The sequence below is a fragment of the Pseudarthrobacter sp. AG30 genome (genome assembly GCF_003116525.1).
In the GTDB taxonomy this organism is placed as follows: domain Bacteria; phylum Actinomycetota; class Actinomycetes; order Actinomycetales; family Micrococcaceae; genus Arthrobacter.
On the sequence record NZ_QEHL01000012.1, the window covers coordinates 191,825 to 209,504 of the forward strand.

General features: G+C 67.3%; 16 protein-coding genes. 11 read left to right on the plus strand and 5 right to left on the minus strand.

The window, feature by feature from the left end; translation table 11 throughout:
* Positions 1-49: 49 nt before the first annotated feature.
* Positions 50-709 (minus strand): GntR family transcriptional regulator, encoded by a 660-nt coding sequence (locus DC347_RS11585; RefSeq protein WP_109045536.1) that lies wholly within the window; start codon positions 707-709, stop codon positions 50-52.
* Positions 710-843: 134 nt separating this feature from the next.
* Here DC347_RS11585 and glyA point away from each other — a divergent pair, with 134 nt between their 5' ends.
* The 8 genes from glyA (at position 844) to DC347_RS11625 (ending at position 11,558) form a co-directional block, all read left to right on the plus strand.
* Positions 844-2,199 carry a serine hydroxymethyltransferase gene (gene glyA / locus DC347_RS11590; RefSeq protein ID WP_109045537.1) on the plus strand — a complete coding sequence of 452 codons (1,356 nt, stop codon included), beginning with the start codon at positions 844-846 and terminating at the stop codon, positions 2,197-2,199.
* Positions 2,196-3,416, plus strand: coding sequence for a sarcosine oxidase subunit beta family protein (locus tag DC347_RS11595; protein ID WP_018760771.1), 1,221 nt, complete (start codon positions 2,196-2,198; stop codon positions 3,414-3,416). Before glyA ends, DC347_RS11595 begins: the two co-directional genes overlap by 4 nt.
* A 29-nt stretch (positions 3,417-3,445) precedes the next feature.
* Complete coding sequence (locus DC347_RS11600) at positions 3,446-3,859, plus strand: sarcosine oxidase subunit delta (RefSeq protein WP_109045538.1); 414 nt, start codon at positions 3,446-3,448, stop codon at positions 3,857-3,859.
* Positions 3,856-6,810 carry a sarcosine oxidase subunit alpha family protein gene (locus tag DC347_RS11605; protein WP_109045539.1) on the plus strand — a complete coding sequence of 985 codons (2,955 nt, stop codon included), beginning with the start codon at positions 3,856-3,858 and terminating at the stop codon, positions 6,808-6,810. Before DC347_RS11600 ends, DC347_RS11605 begins: the two co-directional genes overlap by 4 nt.
* On the plus strand, positions 6,803-7,447 hold the full coding sequence (locus DC347_RS11610; protein ID WP_109045540.1) for a sarcosine oxidase subunit gamma: 645 nt from the start codon (positions 6,803-6,805) through the stop codon (positions 7,445-7,447). The genes DC347_RS11605 and DC347_RS11610 overlap by 8 nt, the downstream gene beginning before the upstream one ends.
* Complete coding sequence (locus DC347_RS11615) at positions 7,447-8,877, plus strand: L-serine ammonia-lyase (RefSeq protein WP_109045541.1); 1,431 nt, start codon at positions 7,447-7,449, stop codon at positions 8,875-8,877. The genes DC347_RS11610 and DC347_RS11615 overlap by 1 nt, the downstream gene beginning before the upstream one ends.
* A gap of 3 nt (positions 8,878-8,880) precedes the next feature.
* Positions 8,881-9,777, plus strand: coding sequence for a formyltetrahydrofolate deformylase (gene purU / locus DC347_RS11620; protein WP_109045542.1), 897 nt, complete (start codon positions 8,881-8,883; stop codon positions 9,775-9,777).
* 305 nt (positions 9,778-10,082) lie between these two features.
* Complete coding sequence (locus DC347_RS11625; RefSeq protein WP_109045543.1) at positions 10,083-11,558, plus strand: APC family permease; 1,476 nt, start codon at positions 10,083-10,085, stop codon at positions 11,556-11,558.
* Here the strand turns inward: DC347_RS11625 and DC347_RS11630 are convergent.
* Entirely contained in the window at positions 11,551-12,180 is a 630-nt protein-coding gene (locus tag DC347_RS11630; protein ID WP_109045544.1) for an AmiS/UreI family transporter, read from the minus strand. The two genes, DC347_RS11625 and DC347_RS11630, sit on opposite strands and share 8 nt — an antisense overlap.
* Positions 12,181-12,308: 128 nt before the next feature.
* On the minus strand, positions 12,309-13,280 hold the full coding sequence (locus tag DC347_RS11635; protein ID WP_109045545.1) for a helix-turn-helix domain-containing protein: 972 nt from the start codon (positions 13,278-13,280) through the stop codon (positions 12,309-12,311).
* A gap of 166 nt (positions 13,281-13,446) precedes the next feature.
* Between DC347_RS11635 and DC347_RS11640 the strand changes: the two genes are divergently transcribed.
* Positions 13,447-14,121 (plus strand): DUF1345 domain-containing protein, encoded by a 675-nt coding sequence (locus DC347_RS11640; RefSeq protein ID WP_109045546.1) that lies wholly within the window; start codon positions 13,447-13,449, stop codon positions 14,119-14,121.
* Between the two features lie 82 nt (positions 14,122-14,203).
* On the opposite strand, the gene DC347_RS11645 is transcribed toward DC347_RS11640, so the two are convergent.
* Positions 14,204-14,380, minus strand: coding sequence for a CsbD family protein (locus tag DC347_RS11645; RefSeq protein WP_018760781.1), 177 nt, complete (start codon positions 14,378-14,380; stop codon positions 14,204-14,206).
* Between the two features lie 85 nt (positions 14,381-14,465).
* Positions 14,466-15,071: a TetR/AcrR family transcriptional regulator gene (locus tag DC347_RS11650; RefSeq protein WP_165838026.1), complete on the minus strand. Its 606-nt coding sequence runs from the start codon at positions 15,069-15,071 to the stop codon at positions 14,466-14,468.
* A gap of 123 nt (positions 15,072-15,194) precedes the next feature.
* Here DC347_RS11650 and DC347_RS11655 point away from each other — a divergent pair, with 123 nt between their 5' ends.
* Together DC347_RS11655 and DC347_RS11660 are read left to right on the plus strand one after the other, a co-directional pair.
* A complete protein-coding gene (locus DC347_RS11655; protein ID WP_109045548.1) occupies positions 15,195-17,147 on the plus strand; it encodes a primary-amine oxidase in 1,953 nt (650 codons plus the stop codon).
* Complete coding sequence (locus DC347_RS11660) at positions 17,134-17,619, plus strand: hypothetical protein (RefSeq protein WP_240617772.1); 486 nt, start codon at positions 17,134-17,136, stop codon at positions 17,617-17,619. Before DC347_RS11655 ends, DC347_RS11660 begins: the two co-directional genes overlap by 14 nt.
* Positions 17,620-17,680: the final 61 nt, after the last annotated feature.

Below are 17,680 nucleotides of genomic sequence, written 5' to 3' on the forward strand. Positions count from 1 at the left end.
AAAGGTGGCCCGCCGCTGGTGCGGGATGGGACCTGCGAAGCGGGGTGGACTACAGCACGTTGCGGATGGCCTGCTCGAAGCTGGTGACGTGCTCCAAGGCGAGCTTGCCCGCCCGGTCGGAATCGCCGTCGGCCACTGCCTCAAGGAGTTCCACGTGCTCGGCGATGTGCTCCGCCACGGACGGGACCTTTTCCAGCACCATGCACCAAATGCGGGTGGCAAGGTTGTCGTAGCGGATCAGGACGTCTTCGAGGTGGGTGTTGGCGGCCGCGCGGTAGATCAGGCGGTGCACCTTGATGTCATAGCGCATGAGGTCATAGGGGTCCTCGGCGCCGCCCATGGTGGCGATGGCGGCGGCGGTGTCGCGGATTTCCTTGCGCAGTGCGGGGGAAGCCAGCTTGGCGGCGCGGCGCGCGGCCAGCGGCTCCAAGGACTCGCGGAGCTCTGAGACGTCGGCAAGTTCGGTGATGTCGACGACGGTGGCGAACGTTCCGCGGCGGGGGTACGAGACCACCAGGTGGTCGCCTTCCAGGCGCTTGAGCGCTTCGCGCACCGGCGTGCGGCCGATCCCGAGTTCCGCGGCCAGTTTGCCGTCGTTGATGGCTTCCCCGGGCCTGATATCGAGCATGATGAGCCGGTCCCGCAGGTGCCGGTAGGCCTGCTCCGCAAGCGAGAGGTCGCCTTCGCCGGCCAGCTGGTTCTCTGTCATTACGCTCATTGCGAGCTCTCCCAAGGTAGCTATTGACTGCCGCGTGATCTACAACATACTATTACGTCAGTTCTAATATATCAGTTACAGATCAGTTATGGATCAGTAACTCCGAAGGGCTTTGAAGGAGAACAATGCAGGACGTACTGAACGCCTCGCTCGCCACGGTGGACGCCGACGTCGCCGCCGCCGTTGCGAAGGAACTGCACCGCCAGCAGTCCACCCTGGAAATGATTGCGTCGGAGAACTTTGCTCCGGCCTCCGTGATGGAAGCCCAGGGCTCGGTCCTGACCAACAAGTACGCCGAGGGCTACCCGGGCAAGCGCTACTACGGCGGCTGCGAACACGTGGACGTCATCGAACAGCTCGCCATCGACCGCGTCAAAGCCCTGTTCGGCGCCGAATTCGCCAACGTCCAGCCGCACTCCGGCGCGCAGGCCAACGCCGCCGCCATGTTCGCCCTGCTCAACCCCGGCGACACCATCCTGGGCCTGTCCCTGGCCCATGGCGGCCACCTCACCCACGGCATGAAAATCAACTTCTCCGGCAAGCTCTACAACGTGGTGCCCTACCACGTCCGCGAATCGGACCTCCGCATTGATATGGCAGAGGTGGAAGCACTGGCGCTGGAACACAAGCCCAAGCTGATCGTGGCCGGCTGGTCCGCCTACTCCCGCCAGCTGGACTTCGCCGAATTCCGCCGCATCGCAGACCTCGTGGGCGCGTACCTGATGGTGGACATGGCCCACTTCGCCGGGCTGGTGGCCGCGGGCCTGCACCCCAACCCCGTCCCCTACGCCGACGTGGTCACCACCACCACCCACAAGACCCTTGGCGGACCCCGCGGCGGCGTCATCCTGGCCAAGGAGGAATACGCCAAGAAGATCAACAGCGCCGTGTTCCCCGGCCAGCAGGGCGGACCCCTGGAGCACGTCGTCGCCGCCAAGGCCGTGGCCTTCAAACTCGCCGCCGCCCCTGAATTCAAGGAACGCCAGGAACGCGTCCTGCAGGGCGCCAAACTCCTGGCTGAACGGCTCCTCCAGCCCGACGTCCGGGCCGCAGGCATCTCCGTGGTCAACGGCGGCACCGACGTCCACCTGGTCCTGGTGGACCTCCGCCACTCCGAACTGGACGGCCAGCAGGGTGAGGACGCCCTCCACACGATCGGCATCACCGTCAACCGCAACGCCGTCCCGTTCGATCCCCGCCCGCCGATGGTGTCCTCCGGCCTCCGGATCGGTACCCCGGCCCTGGCCGCCCGCGGCTTCGGCGCCGCCGAGTTCACCGAGGTGGCCGACATCATCGCCGCCGCGCTGATCGCGGCTGCCGCTTCTGGCACAAACGGCACGGGCACCCTCCCCGGGGACACCGCCGTCGAACTCCGCGAACGGGTGACGGCCCTTGCCAACGCCTTCCCCCTCTACCCGCACCTCACCGCCGATGCCGGCCTGGCCGACGCTGAAGCAGACCTGATTGGAGCCGCCCAGTGAGCACCCAGCACCTTCCGGAACACCCGGACTTCCTCTGGCGGAACCCCGAACCCAAGTCCTCCTACGACGCAGTGATCGTTGGCGGCGGCGGGCACGGCCTGGCCACCGCCTACTTCCTGGCCAAGAACCACGGGATGACCAACATCGCCGTCCTGGAAAAGGGCTGGCTGGCCGGCGGCAACATGGCCCGCAATACCACCATCATCCGCTCCAACTACCTCTGGGATGAGAGTGCGGCCATCTACGAGCACGCCCTCAAGCTCTGGGAGATCCTGCCCGAGGAACTCGAGTACGACTTCCTGTTCAGCCAGCGCGGCGTGATGAACCTGGCACACACCCTGGGCGACGTCCGCGAAAGCATCCGCCGCGTGGGCGCCAACAAGCTCAACGGCGTGGACGCCGAATGGCTGGATCCGCAGCAGGTCAAGGAACTCTGCCCCATCCTGAACATCCGCGACAACATCCGCTACCCCGTCATGGGCGCCACATACCAGCCGCGCGCCGGCATCGCCAAGCACGACCACGTGGCCTGGGCCTTTGCCCGCAAGTGCGACGAAATGGGCGTGGACATCATCCAGAACTGCGAAGTCACCGGCTTCCTCAAGGACGGCGACCGGGTGGTGGGCGTCAAGACCAACCGCGGCACCATCAACACCGAAAAGGTGGGCCTCTGCGCCGCCGGCCACAGCTCGGTCCTGGCCGAAATGGCCGGCTTCCAGCTGCCCATCCAGTCCCACCCGCTGCAGGCACTGGTGTCCGAACTGCACGAGCCGGTCCACCCCACGGTGGTCATGTCCAACCACGTCCACGTCTACGTCTCCCAGGCCCACAAGGGCGAACTGGTCATGGGCGCCGGCGTCGACTCCTACAACGGCTACGGCCAGCGCGGCTCCTTCCACGTGATCGAGCAGCAGATGGCGGCCGCCGTGGAGCTCTTCCCGATCTTTGCCCGGGCCCATGTGCTCCGGACCTGGGGCGGCATCGTGGACACCACCCTGGACGCTTCCCCGATCGTGGGCCTGACCCCGGTGGAGAACATGTTCGTGAACTGCGGCTGGGGGACCGGCGGGTTCAAGGGAACCCCCGCCGCCGGCATGACCTTCGCGCACACCATCGCCACCGGCACCCCGCACCGGCTGAACAAGCCGTTCTCGCTGGAACGCTTCGAAACCGGCGCGCTCATCGACGAACACGGCGCCGCCGCCGTGGCCCACTAGCCGCCGCCACCAGAAAAGGACTTACGCACATGCTGCTGATCCCATGCCCCAACTGCGGCCCGCGGGACGAAACCGAATTCCACTACGGGGGACAGGCCCACGTGCCCTACCCGGAGAACCCGAACGAGCTGACCGACACCGAATGGTCCCGCTACCTCTTCTACCGGGAGAACCCGAAAGGCATCTTCGCCGAACGCTGGGTCCACAGCACGGGCTGCCGCCAATGGTTCAACATGCTCCGCGACACCGTCAGCTACGACATCCAGGCGGTCTACCCGATGGGTACGCGCCGGCCGGACCTTGCCGCTGGTCCGGCCGTCGAGGCAGGCACCGCCAGTACAGCCGCCGACAGCACCACCACCGGTACCGCGGCACCCAGCCTCTCAGCAACCAGCCTTGCCGCCAGCACTACCCGCACCGCCCCGGAAGGAGCCACCAAGTGACCTCGCAGAACGCCCGCCTGGCAATCGGCGGCCGCATCGACCGCACCATCTCCTGGCGCTTCAGCGTGGACGGCGAGGAATTCACCGGGCACCCCGGCGACACGCTGGCCTCGGCCCTGCTCGCCAACGGCCGCATCGCCGCCGGCAATTCGCTCTATGAGGACCGGCCCCGCGGCATCATGTCCGCCGGAGTGGAAGAGGCCAACGCCCTGGTCCGCATCGAGGCCCGTTTCCCCGGCCACGTCGCCGAATCCATGCTGCCTGCCACAACCGTTTCCCTGGTGGACGGGCTCCAGGCTACCCGGCTCAACGGCCTGGGCAAGCTGGACCCGGAAGATGACCGCGCCGAATACGACAAGAAGTACGTCCACACCGACATCCTGGTCATCGGCGGCGGCCCCGCCGGACTTGCCGCAGCCCGCGAGGCCGTCCGCAGCGGCGCCCGCGTCATGCTCCTGGATGACCAGCCCGAACTGGGCGGCTCCCTGCTCTCCGGTTCCACCGCGCCCGGCCTGGCCGAGACCATCGAGGGCAAGCCCGCCCTGGAGTGGGTGGCGGACGTTGAAGCCGAGCTGGTGTCCGGCGCCGAATCCACCGTCCTGAACCGCACCACCGCATTCGGCGCCTACGACGCCAACTACGTGATCGCCGTCCAGAACCGCACCGACCACCTCTCCAGCCCCGCCGCCCCCGGGGTGTCCCGGCAGCGGATTTGGCACATCCGTGCCAATCAGGTGGTCCTGGCACCCGGCGCCCACGAACGCCCCCTGGTGTTCGAGAACAACGACCGCCCGGGAATCATGCTGGCATCGGCCGTGCGCACCTACCTCAACCGGTACGGCGTGGCCGCCGGAAAGCGCGTGGTCATCGGCACCACCAACGACAGTGCCTACGCCGCCGCAGCCGATCTCGCCGCCGCCGGGGTCAAGGTTGCCGCAGTCGTGGACGCCCGCCCCGCGCTGACCGCCGTGGCAACTGCCGCCGTCGAATCCGGAATCCGGGTGCTGATCGGCAGCGCGGTGGCCAACACTTCCTCCTCCGGAGAAGGCGCAGCCGACGGCCGGTTGGACGGCGTCACCGTCCGCAGCATCAACGACGACGGCGAGCTCACCTCCGGCGTCGAACAGATCGCCTGCGACCTGCTGGCTGTGTCCGGCGGCTGGAGCCCGCTGGTCCACCTGCACTCCCAGCGCCAGGGCAAGCTGCGCTGGGACGACGGACTGGCAGCCTTCGTCCCCAGCACCGAAGTGCCCAACCAGCAGACCATCGGCTCCGGCCGCGGCTCCTTCGCCACCGCCGACTGCCTTGCCGAGGGCGTCTCCGCCGGCGCGCGGGCCGCCATCGCAGCGGGCTTCGAATCCGCCGTCGAACCGTCAACGTTCGGTGAGCCCAAGGCCGCCGCGCCCACCCGCCAGCTCTGGCTGGTGCCGGGCGAGAACGGCACCCCCGACGACTGGCACCACCACTTCGTGGACTTCCAGCGCGACCAGTCCGTGGCTGACGTACTGCGCTCCACCGGGGCCGGCATGCGTTCCGTCGAGCACATCAAGCGGTACACCTCCATCAGCACCGCCAACGACCAGGGCAAGACCTCCGGCGTCAACGCCATCGGCGTGATCGCCGCGGCCCTCCGCACGGCCGGCGAAGCCTCCCGCGGCATCGGCGACATCGGAACCACCACCTACCGTGCACCGTTCACCCCGGTGGCCTTCGCGGCACTGGCCGGACGCCAGCGCGGCGAACTCTTCGACCCCGCCCGCATCACCTCCATCCACCCCTGGCATGTGGCCAAGGGTGCGCTCTTCGAGGACGTCGGGCAGTGGAAGCGCCCCTGGTACTACCCGCAGGACGGGGAGGACATGGACGCCGCAGTGCTGCGCGAATGTGCCGCTGTCCGCGAGTCCGTGGGCTTCATGGACGCCACCACGCTGGGCAAGATCGAGATCCGCGGCAAGGATGCGGGGGAGTTCCTGAACCGGGTCTACACCAACGCGTTCAAGAAACTCGCCCCGGGCTCGGCCCGCTACGGCGTGATGTGCACGCCGGACGGAATGATTTTCGACGACGGCGTGACCCTCCGCGTGGACGACGACACCTACTTCATGACCACCACCACCGGCGGCGCCGCGAAGGTCCTGGACTGGCTGGAAGAGTGGCTGCAGACAGAGTGGCCGGAACTGGACGTCAAGTGCACCTCGGTGACGGAACAGTGGAGCACCATCGCCGTCGTCGGCCCCAAGTCCCGTGAAGTCATCGCCAGGGTCGCACCGGAACTGGCTGCCAACGGCGGCCTGGACGCCGAGGCGTTCCCGTTCATGACCTTCCGCGAAACCACCCTGGCCTCCGGCGTCCGCGCCCGGATCTGCCGGATCTCGTTCTCCGGCGAACTGGCCTACGAGATCAACATCCCGGCCTGGTACGGGCTGAACACCTGGGAAGCCGTGGCCGCCGCCGGAGCCGAGTTCAACATCACCCCGTACGGCACCGAAACCATGCACGTGCTGCGCGCCGAAAAGGGCTACCCGATCGTCGGCCAGGACACGGACGGCACCGTCACCCCGCAGGACGCCGGCATGGAGTGGATCGTTTCCAAGGCCAAGGACTTCATTGGCAAGCGGTCGTACTCCCGCGCCGATTCCAGCCGCGAGGACCGCAAGCACCTGGTCAGCGTCCTTCCCGTCGACGGAACGCTCCGGCTGCCTGAAGGGACCCAGCTGGTGGAAAAGGGACGCTCCACCAACCCGGCCTACGGGCCGGTTCCGATGGAAGGCTTCGTCACCTCCAGCTACCACAGCGCAGCGCTGGGCAGGTCCTTCGGCCTGGCCCTGATCAAGAACGGCCGCAACCGCATCGGCGAAACACTGGTGGCCGCCGCCGGCGACCAGCTGGTGGACGTGGTTGTTGCGGAAACAGTGCTTTTTGACCCAGAAGGGACCCGTAAAGATGGCTGAAACAGCAGCATCCCCCACCCAGAGCTCCGCAGAGCAGAACCTCTCGGCACGCGTCAGCCCGGCACGCCAGCTGGCGGAAGCCTTCACCGCAGGCTCCCTGGCCGGCACCGTCGAACTGTCCGAGCTCCCCTTCCTGACCATGGTGGGGCTGCGGGCAGACGCCGGCTCGGAAACGGCGCAGCGGCTGGCCGCCGCCACCGGCGGACTGCCCGCCGCCTCCGGTGCTGTGGCAACCACCGGGGACACCTCTGTCCTGTGGCTGGGGCCCTCCGAGTTCCTGGTGGTGGCACCCACCGAGGCGCACGAATCCCTTGGCGGGGACCTGATCCCGGCCCTCCGCGAAGCGCTGGGCAACGACGCAGGCCAGGTGGTGGACCTGTCCGCCAACCGCACCACGTTCGAACTGGTGGGCCCCCGGGCCCGCGCCGTCCTGGAAAAAGGCTGCTCGCTGGACCTGCACCCCCGGGTGTTCAAGGCCGGTACCGCCTTCTCCACCGAAATCGCGAACATCCCAGCGATCCTCTGGAAGACCGGGGAGGACTCCTTCCGGATCTTCCCCCGGGCATCGTTCGCCGAGTTCCTGGGCCGGTGGCTCCTGGACGCCATGCGGGAGTACGCCTCACCCGAGGTACCCTGATGGCGCTCAGCGTCCTTGACCTGTTCTCCGTTGGCATCGGGCCCTCGTCCTCACACACGGTGGGCCCGATGCGGGCTGCCAAGCTCTTCGCCGACGGCCTGAAGGGCGACGGCCAGTTGGCCTCCACCGTGCGTGTCCAGTCGGAACTGTTCGGTTCCCTGGGCGCCACGGGCCGCGGCCACGGCTCCGACAAGGCGGTGGTCCTGGGCCTGCAGGGCCTGGAGCCCGAAACCGTGAACACGTTCACCGCTGACGACCAAGTGGCAGCAGCGGCCTTGAACGCCGAGCTGCACATCGCCGGCAGCCACCGGGTGGACTTCAACTGGGAAGAGGACGTGGTGCTGCACCGCCGCAAGTCCCTTCCCGCGCACCCCAACGGCATGACCTTCCGCGCCCTCGACCACACCGGCGCCGTGCTCAGCGAACGCAGCTACTACTCCATTGGCGGCGGCTTCGTGGTGGACGGCGACGCCGAAGGGGCCGACAAGGTGGTGGCGGACGACACCGTCCTGCCTTACCCGTTCGCCACGGCGGACGAGCTCCTGCAGATCTGCAGCCGCGAGGGCATGTCCATTTCCGATGTCATGCTGGCCAACGAACTCACCTGGCACAGCGAGGCAGAACTCCGGGAGAAGCTGCTCGGGCTCTGGGCCGTGATGCGCGAATGCGTGGAGAACGGCTGCAACGCCGAGGGCATCCTGCCGGGCGGCCTGAAGGTACCCCGGCGCGCACCGGCGCTGTTCCGCACCCTGACGGCGTCCGCTGCGGCATCGGCGGAGGCCTCCGCCCAGGCGGCGGCAGCAACGCCGTCGCCCGTCCAGGCACCGGCGGACCCGCTGCTGGCCATGGAATGGGTCAACCTGTTCGCACTCGCCGTGAACGAGGAGAACGCCGCCGGCGGGCGGATCGTCACGGCTCCCACCAACGGCGCGGCCGGGATCGTGCCGGCCGTCCTGCACTACTACGTGAAATTTGTTCCGGGAGCAGACGACGACGGCGTGGTCCGCTTCCTGCTGGCGGCGGCCGCCGTCGGAATCCTTTTCAAGACAAATGCGTCCATCTCCGGCGCCGAAGTGGGCTGCCAGGGTGAGGTGGGCTCCGCCTGCTCCATGGCCGCGGCCGGGCTCTGCGAAGTGCTCGGCGGGACACCGGCGCAGGTGGAAAACGCCGCGGAGGTGGGGATCGAGCACAACTTGGGCTTGACCTGCGATCCCGTGGGCGGCCTGGTGCAGATCCCCTGCATCGAGCGGAACGCGATCGCCAGCGTAAAGGCGATCAACGCAGCCCGGCTGGCCCTCCATGGGGACGGCAGCCACAAGGTCTCGCTGGACAAGGCCATCAAGACCATGCGCGACACCGGAGCCGACATGAAAACCAAGTACAAGGAAACCTCCCGAGGAGGCCTCGCCGTGAATGTGATCGAGTGCTGAGCCATGACTGTTACTGAGACCCGGATGCCCGCCCCGAAGGCGCCCACCACCGTGGAGCACGTCCTGACCCTCGACTGCGCCGAGGGCCCCGGCATCGTGCACGCCGTCTCCGGCTTCCTGCTGGAACACGGCTGCGACATCATTGACAACAAGCAGTTCGGTGAACGCTCCGAAGGCCACTTCTTCATGCGGGTGCACTTCGTTTCCGAGGGCGACGATTCCACCGTGGAAGTCCTGCGGGACTCGTTTGCTCCCGTGGCGGACAAATTCGGCATGCGGTGGCAGCTGGAACGCCACGGTTCAAAGCGCAGGGTGCTGATCATGGTGTCCAAGTTCGGACACTGCCTCAACGACCTGCTGTTCCGTGCCCGGATCGGCGAACTTCCCGTTGACGTGGTGGCCGTGGTGTCCAACCACCGTGACCACCAGGCGTTGGTCGAGTGGCACGGCATCCCGTTCCACCACATCCCGGTCACGGCTGACACCAAGCCCGAGGCCGAGGCGCAGCTGATGGACCTGGTTGACGGGCTGGAGGTGGAACTGGTGGTGCTGGCCCGGTACATGCAGGTGCTCAGCGACGACCTGACCCGCAAGCTGGACTGCCGGGCCATCAACATCCACCACTCATTCCTGCCCAGCTTCAAGGGCGCCAAGCCGTACCACCAGGCCTACGCGCGTGGCGTCAAGACCGTGGGCGCCACAGCCCACTACGTCAACGCTGAACTGGACGAAGGACCCATCATCGCCCAGCAGGTGGTGGAGGTGGACCACACCTACGGGCCAGAGGACCTGGTGGCCGCCGGCCGCGACACCGAATGCAAGGCCCTCTCCAACGCGGTGAAATGGCACTGCGAGGGCAGGGTCCTGCTGCAGGGCAACCGCACCGTGGTGCTGCGGTAACCCCAGATAACTGAATTACGACGGCGTGGCCGGCTTCCTTCCAGGGGAGGCCGGCCGCGCTTTATTGTGCCCGGCTGATTCTCCCCATGTTTGGGCTCGCCCGACGGCGTGTCCCCGCCACACGCCGCCGGCTGCGAGTGATGCGGGCGGAAAGGTGGGGAAATTCAGCGGCGGGAGGATGCCCGGACCGGCGCTGCGCGGACCGACAACAACTGATCGCTGGTGGACAAAGCGGAAATCCCTGCCGCTGCCAAGCTGGATTCCACAGCAATTTTCCCGAGCTCATGACCGTTAAGAAGGATCCAATGAGTATTTCGAATTCCGAGACCCGGACCGCTGACGCTCCGGCCAAGGAGCATTCCACCGCCCTCCGCGCCGGCAGCATCGGCGTGCTCGGCATCCTGTTCTTCGTCCTGTCCGCCCAGGCGCCCCTGACGGGGATCGTGGGCGCGGCGCCGCTGGCGGCGGCCCTGGGCAACGGCGCCGGTGCCCCCGGCGCGTACCTGATCGTGGGCATAGTCATCGTGGTTTTCGCCGTCGGCTTCGTTGCCATGAGCCGCAAGATCCAAGCGAACGGCGCCTTCTACGCCTACGTGACGGCAGCCTTTGGCAGGCGGACCGGAGCCGGGGCGGCCTGGCTGGCCCTGCTGGCCTACAGCACCGTTCAGGCCGCCATGTACGGGCTGTACGGTGCGGCCTTCTCCGGGCTCCTGGCCTCGACCGGCCTGGACATTCCCTGGTGGCTGCTGGCCCTGGCCACCATGGCGGGAGTCCAGGTACTGGGCTCCCTCAACATCGAAATCGGCGCCCGCGTCCTGGCAGTGCTGGTGGGCCTGGAGGTGGCCATCCTGCTGATGTTCGGCTTCACCGTACTGTTCCACGGCGGCGGCCCGGAAGGCATCAGCGTTGCGGCGTCCTTTTCCCCCGAAGCGATAGGCGCAGGTGCCCCCGGCGTTGCCATCATGTTCGCGGTGGCGTCCATGTTCGGCTTCGAGTCCACCGCCATCTACTCCGCCGAGGCCAAGGACCCGCACCGCACCGTCGCCAGGGCTACTTACCTCTCGGTAGGGGTGATCTCGGTGTTCTTCGCCTTCATCTCCTGGATGCTGGTGAGCTACTACGGGCCCTCAAGCGTCATGGACGCCGCGGGCGCCGCCCTCGAGTCGGGGGATGCGACGTCCTTCGTGCTGGGTCCGCTGAAGGAACTGTTCGGCCCCTGGGCGGGCATCGTGGCCGGCATCCTGCTGGTCACCTCGTTGCTCGCCGGCATCATCGCCTTCCACAACGGCATCAACCGCTACCTCCACTCCCTGGCCCTGCGCGGTTCCATGCCCGCCGTCCTTGCCCGGACCAACCGGCACCGGGCTCCTGCCGTTGCCGCCTGGATCCAGTCCGCCACCGCCGTCGTCCTGGTGGTGCCGTTCGCCATCCTGGCGATGGACCCTGTGCTGACCCTGTTCTCATGGTTCAGCGGCCTTGCTGTGGCAGCTCTCCTGGTGCTGTACATGCTCTGCTCAGCCGCCGTCGTCGCGTTCTTCCGACGGGAACATGCCGGCGCCGGGCTGTGGCAGACCCGGATTGCCCCGGCCCTGGCGGCAGTCCTGCTGGCATGGGTCCTCTACCTGGTGGTCAGCAATTTCACCGCCCTCATTGGCGGCAATGCCGAGACGGCCACGGCCCTGCTCGCAGCGGTCCCGGCGGTCTTCCTGTCCGGGGTGCTGGTGGAATGGGTCATCGAGCGGCGCCACCATTCAGCTTCCCCGGGCCACGTGCTTACCTAGCTGGCGCGGGATCTCCGGCACTGGCCCGGCGTGGAACCTTTGGTTCGCGCCGGGCCAGTGCGCGTGCCGCGACGATCAGGATGGCCCCGATCAGCGCGCCACCCCACGCTGCGGCCGGAGAAGCGGGCCAGAGCCCTGCCAGGCCAAGGAGCGCCGGAATTGTGGCCGACGCCGGAGCAGCCAGCACCAAGGCCCAGCCCGTGAAACGTTCAAGCCGCACCGCGCCCAGGGCCAGGCAGGCGAACAGCAGGGCCCACAGCACGGACCAGCACACCCACAGCACCGCGAGCAGCGGATCCGCGCCCAGCCAAGCGGTGGCCAGCAGCATGCCGCAGAACGCCACCAACCCGCAAAACCAGCCCAGGCCGCGTGACCCGAGCCCCAGCAACACGTCCAGCCCCGAGTACAGATAGGTCGCTCCGAACAGGAACATGCCGGCGGCCGTGAGGAGCGGCGCCGGAGCGTCCCCGGCGGCAGAGACATAGACGACGGCGAGCACCAGTTGGGTGCCGCCCACCAGCAGGTTGAGGGCCGCGGCGTCGCGGCGGGGAACGTGCCCGAGGGTCGCCAGCCCGTTGGCCAGCAGCGCGGCACCGGAGAGCAGGAGGCAAATGAAAGGCATCAGCGGCCCTCTTCCCGGAAAACTAACGCAAGGCGGAACTTCTTTGTCACCTGACGGACGTTAGCGGAAGCGGAGGGGCGGTGCCCAACGGGCCCTGGTCGTAATTGGTGGGGACGGCCGGGTGCGGCCTAGGCGCTTTTGCGCCACTCGCTGGGTGAGACGCCGAAGGCGTCGCGGAAGGTGCGGCTGAAGTGGGCTGCGTCCAGGAAACCCCAGCGGCCGGCAATCGTGCCGACGGACTGCCCCGCGTTCAGCGGGTCGCGGAGTTCGCGGCGGGCGCCCTCAAGCCGTTGGGTCCGGATCCAGCTGGCCACCGTGGTCCCGGACTCGTGAAAGACGTTATGCAGGTGCCTGGTGGAGATGAAATGTGCTGCTGCAATGCTCGCCGGGGACAACAGCGGGTCCGAGAGGTGCGCCTCGATGTACTCGCGGACCGAGACGGCCAGCAGCGCCTGCGGCTTCATCCGGTCCGGCTTAATATCCATTTCGGCATGCAGCATGGTGGACACCAGGTCCAGGGCATTCGTTGCCAGCCGGGACCCGCTGGGGCCGTTCAGGACGTCCAGGTTTTCCGACAACTGGCGGATGAACTGACCCACGAGTCCGCTCAGGCCTCCGCTGCCCATCCGCACTGCCGCCAACTGTCCCACATAGTCGGTGGGCAGGGACACGGCGTCGCAGGGGAACATCAGCACCATGATGCGGGTCGTGTCCTCGAAGGCGAGGGTGTACGGCCGGTTGGTGTCGTAAATGGCCAGGTCGCCGGGCTGGAGCACGGCTTCGCGGTTGTCCTGGATCAGCAGCCCGGTGCCCTCCAGTTGCAGGTTGAGCTTGAAATAGCGTTCGTGGGCCTGTGCGATCAGGGCGGGGGTGCGGTGCACTTCGTGCGAGGTGGCGGTCACTTCAACAACGGACATCCGGTCCAGCACCCGGGAGCGCATCCGGCCCTGGAACCCGTCCACGTCAGCTGTCTGTGCGGTGAGGGGCACGAAGGATTCCGCCACCAGGTGCCGCCAGTGGTCGAAGGATGCCGCAACGCTCGCGGTAACGTGCTGGCGTTCGGGCCGGGTAACTTTTCCGGCTGTAGCTGTTGCTGGCATGGATGTTCCTTGCGACAGATGGCCACCTGATGTCCCCCCGGGCTGTGTCCTGCGACACAGTACGTTCAGGCTAGCGCGGGCCGAATCTTTTTTCAACGGTTGGCGAAAAAAGAATGGCTCGGCTGCCTGTCAGGCGTTTCCAAGCTTCCCGTGGCATGATCCGCGCATGAACGCCGTCGCCGCTTCGCAGGACCGCCACCGCAACTTCAATTCCCCCGCGCATCATTCCCGGCTGCGGATGGTGGTGATGCTCGCTGTAGGCGTGGTGGTGGCACTTGCCGTGGGTGCGCTGGGGCACTGGACCTATGCGCCCGCCCTCGGCTGGGCGGCCGCCTCGGCCACGTACCTGGTCTGGGTCTGGAGTGTGATCCGGCACCTGGGGCCCGGCGCAACCGCCGCCCATGCCCGCCGGGAGGATCCGGGCCGGGTCTTTTCGGACACGATGGTCCTCAGTGCCACGGTGGCCAGCTTTGCCGGAGTGGCCCTGATCCTGCTGGATGCCTCCAACTCGCAGGGCATGAGCAAGGATGCCACGGTGGCCATGGCCCTGGGCAGCATTGCCCTGTCGTGGTTCCTGGTCCACACCCTGTTCACGCTCCGCTACGCGGCCATCTACTACCGCGACGGGACCGGCGTCGATTTCAATGAGGAAACCCAGCCCCGCTATGCGGACTTCGCGTACCTGGCGTTCACCGTTGGCATGACCTTCCAGGTATCGGATACGGACCTGAAGACCAACGCCATCCGCTCCACGGTCCTCCGGCAAGCCCTGCTGTCCTACCTGCTGGGGGCCATCGTCCTGGCCACCACCATCAACCTGGTGTCCGGCCTCATCCACTAAACGCCCGCGTGAGCGGGTTGGCTCCGTTAACGCCAATGGGTGCAGCCCCTGCGGGAGCTGCACCCATTGTGGGAGGCGTCAATTAATCCTTCTTGAAGGCATCCTTGACTTTTTCGCCGGCCTGCTTGAGGTCGGCTTTTGCCTGGTCGCCCTGGCCCTCAGCCTTCAGGCTCTCATCGCCCGTGGCGCTGCCGGCAGCTTCCTTGCCCTTGCCGCCAAGCTTCTCTGCAGCGTTGCCGATCTTGTCGTCCAAACCCATGGAGATGCTCCTAACAATTCGTGCTCGCTCCGGTCTGCACCAGAACCTGACCAGTCAATAGTAAGCATACTTTCGAGTTTAGGGCTCATTTGCTGCCTGGAATTTTGCCAAGCAGGGCGAGGTAGCCTTCCAGCTGCGCGGCGTGGCCGAACTCCACTTGGCCCTCCGGCGCAAGGGCGGCCTCGACCTGGGCTCCCAGCAGCATGTTCAGCAGCTGGCCGGCAAGGACGGAGTCGGCGACGCCGGCGTTGACGTCCCCGCTGTTCCGTGCCTCTCCGAGGTAGCGGCGGATGGTGGCCAGCCATTCGGCCATGGATTCGCGGTGGATGTCAGCCTTCCGTGGATCGCTGACGGCCTTCTGCCAGAACGGGATGACCACGCGCGCTTCATTGATGCGCTCTTCATCGAGGGGGAGGACCTCCAGGCAAAAGGACCGCAGCGCCTCCAATCCGGCCTTGCCTGCCGTCACCTGGGCGATGCGTTGATTGGTCCGGTTGAACACATGGCTGAAGGCGAACTCAAGCAGCGTGTCCTTCGTGGGGAAGTATGGCTTCAGGGCGCCGTTGGCGAAGCCGGCCTCCATGGCAATCTCGCGCATGGTGGCACTTTCAAGCCCCTGCCGGGCGATGATCCGCCACGTGGCATCCACGAGTTCCAGGCGGCGCTCGTCATGGTCAACAATCTTCGGCACGGCGGCCACTCCCCGGAAATTTCTTTGCCCAACCTCTTGTGAGCCATGTTACGGACGTTTATTCTCTACAACTATAGAAAATAAACCCAATGGCCGGCGACGGCCCGGACGAAGGTTTGCTCCATGACGCTTGCACCCACCGACACTGCATCAGCCTCTGCGTCGGCCTACCGGCTGGCCACGGCGCAGGAAATCCTGGACGTGCGCTCCATCCTGCAGTCGGAAGGCCACCTCGGCCCGCAGCACAGGATCGCCTACCTGGGCCAGCTGGATCCTTCGCGCGGCACCGATCCAGCGCCGGCCGACCGGCGCTTCCGCATCTTCATCCACGATGTCTCAGGCGCTGCGCCGCGCGATGTCGTGGTCTCCACCACCCGGCACGAGGTGCTCTCCGCCGTCGAACTGGACACCGCGGTGACCGGCGAGCTTCCGGTCCTCGAGGAGGAGTTCGAGGTGGTGGAGGCGCTGCTGGCCGCGGACGAACGGTGGCTCAAAGCGCTCGCGGACCGCGGGCTGGATGTCGGGAAGGTCCGGGTGGCCCCGCTGTCCGCCGGGGTCTTCGAATACGCCGAAGAGAAGGGCCGCCGGATCCTCCGCGGGCTGGCATTCGTGCAGGAGTTCCCGGAGGACAGTGCTTGGGCGCATCCGGTGGACGGCCTGGTGGCCTATGTGGATGTGGTCAGCAAGGAGGTCACCCAGGTGGTCGACCTCGGCGTGATGCCCGTCCCGGCCGAGCACGGCAACTACACCGACCCGGAGTTGACCGGCCCGCTGCGGACCACCCAAAAGCCCATCAGCATCACCCAGCCCGAAGGCCCCAGCTTCACTGTCACCGGCGGAAACCACGTGGAATGGGAAAAGTGGAGCGTGGACGTTGGCTTCGATGTCCGCGAAGGGGTTGTCCTGCACAATCTCGCCTTCCGGGACGGCGGCCGGAAGCGGCCCATCATCAACCGGGCGTCCATTGCCGAGATGGTGGTTCCCTACGGCGACCCGTCGCCGGTCCGGTCATGGCAGAACTACTTCGACACCGGCGAATACCTGGTGGGCCAGTACGCCAACTCCCTGGAACTGGGCTGCGACTGCCTGGGCGAGATCACCTACCTCAGCCCCGTCATCTCCGACGCGTTCGGCAACCCGCGCGAAATCCGCAACGGCATCTGCATGCACGAGGAAGACTGGGGCATCCTCGCCAAGCACTCGGACCTCTGGAGCGGCGTCACCTACACCCGCCGCAACCGCCGCCTGGTGATCTCCTTCTTCACCACCATCGGCAACTACGACTACGGCTTCTACTGGTACCTCTACCTGGACGGCACCATCGAGTTCGAAGCCAAGGCCACCGGCGTCGTTTTCACGTCCGCGTTCCCGGCGGGCGGCTCGGACAACATCTCCCAGCTGGCCCCGGGCCTTGGCGCCCCGTTCCACCAGCACCTCTTCAGCGCCCGGCTGGACATGGCGATCGACGGCTTCACCAACCGGGTGGAGGAGGAAGACGTGGTCCGGCAGGCCATGGGGCCGGGTAACGAGCGCGGCAACGCCTTCTCCCGCAAGCGCACCGTGCTGGCGCGGGAATCCGAGGCCGTCCGCGAGGCCGACGCCCGCGCAGGCCGCACCTGGATCATCTCCAATCCCGAATCCCGCAACCGGCTGGGTGAGCCCGTGGGCTACAAGCTCCACCCGCACAATCAGCCCACGCTCCTGGCCGATCCGGACTCCTCGATCGCCCGCCGCGCAGCCTTCGCCACCAAGGATCTCTGGGTCACCCGCCACACGGACGGGGAACGCTACCCGACGGGCGACTTCGTCAACCAGCACGCCGGCGGCGCGGGCCTGCCGGCCTACGTGGCGCAGGACCGCGACATCGACGGCCAGGACATCGTGGTCTGGCATACCTTCGGCCTCACCCACTTCCCCCGGGTGGAGGACTGGCCCATCATGCCCGTGGACACCGTGGGCTTCAAGCTCCGGCCGGAAGGTTTCTTCGACCGCAGTCCGGTGCTGGATGTCCCGGCCAACCCGAACCGGCAAGCCGCGTCCTGCCACACCGAGGGCGGCAGCGGTGGCTGCCACTAGCGCCGCCCCTGCCCCGGCGCCGGCAGCAGGCAGGGCAGCAGCAGGAAGGACGACGGCGGCGGCCCGGGCCCGTGCCGGCGGTCGGGTGGTCCACCCTCGGCTCGCGGCCGTGGTCACCGCCGTTTCCTGCGCCACGCACGTCTGGCTGGCCGCCACAGGCACCCACGGTGCCTGGCTTAGCGCCCTCATGCTGGCCCTTGCCGCAGTGTGCATCCCATGTGCCGTCCATATCTGGCGGCACGGCGGGGTGGCCGCACTCCACCGGGTCACCGCGGCCGCCGTGGCCATGGCCGCCGTCCATGCGGGCCTCCTGCTGGGAGCCGGCGGTGCCGGCCACGCGCACGGCGCAGTGCCGTCGTCGTTCACTGGTGCTGAGTCCGGCGGCAGCGCCCGGCTGCTGCTGGTCATCGGCCTGGAGCTGGCCACCGCCCTGGTGGCCGCCACGCTGGTGGCGAGGCTGCGCCGGCGGTAGGCGGCGCAGAAACGCCAGGCCGCGTGCCGCGAAAGGTGGCGGCGCGCGGCCTGGCGCTTGT

Bases quoted from the DNA above. Each gene is read 5' to 3' on its own strand.
- DC347_RS11600 (WP_109045538.1), top strand. From the start codon at position 3,446: ATGCTGCTGATCCCATGCCCCAACTGCGGCCCGCGGGACGAAACCGAA.
- DC347_RS11585 (WP_109045536.1), bottom strand. From the start codon at position 709: ATGACAGAGAACCAGCTGGCCGGCGAAGGCGACCTCTCGCTTGCGGAG.
- DC347_RS11630 (WP_109045544.1), bottom strand. From the start codon at position 12,180: ATGCCTTTCATTTGCCTCCTGCTCTCCGGTGCCGCGCTGCTGGCCAAC.
- DC347_RS11645 (WP_018760781.1), bottom strand. From the start codon at position 14,380: ATGGGTTTGGACGACAAGATCGGCAACGCTGCAGAGAAGCTTGGCGGC.
- DC347_RS11635 (WP_109045545.1), bottom strand. From the start codon at position 13,280: ATGCCAGCAACAGCTACAGCCGGAAAAGTTACCCGGCCCGAACGCCAG.
- DC347_RS11655 (WP_109045548.1), top strand. From the start codon at position 15,195: ATGACGCTTGCACCCACCGACACTGCATCAGCCTCTGCGTCGGCCTAC.
- glyA (WP_109045537.1), top strand. From the start codon at position 844: ATGCAGGACGTACTGAACGCCTCGCTCGCCACGGTGGACGCCGACGTC.
- DC347_RS11610 (WP_109045540.1), top strand. From the start codon at position 6,803: ATGGCTGAAACAGCAGCATCCCCCACCCAGAGCTCCGCAGAGCAGAAC.
- purU (WP_109045542.1), top strand. From the start codon at position 8,881: ATGACTGTTACTGAGACCCGGATGCCCGCCCCGAAGGCGCCCACCACC.
- DC347_RS11640 (WP_109045546.1), top strand. From the start codon at position 13,447: ATGAACGCCGTCGCCGCTTCGCAGGACCGCCACCGCAACTTCAATTCC.
- DC347_RS11615 (WP_109045541.1), top strand. From the start codon at position 7,447: ATGGCGCTCAGCGTCCTTGACCTGTTCTCCGTTGGCATCGGGCCCTCG.
- DC347_RS11625 (WP_109045543.1), top strand. From the start codon at position 10,083: ATGAGTATTTCGAATTCCGAGACCCGGACCGCTGACGCTCCGGCCAAG.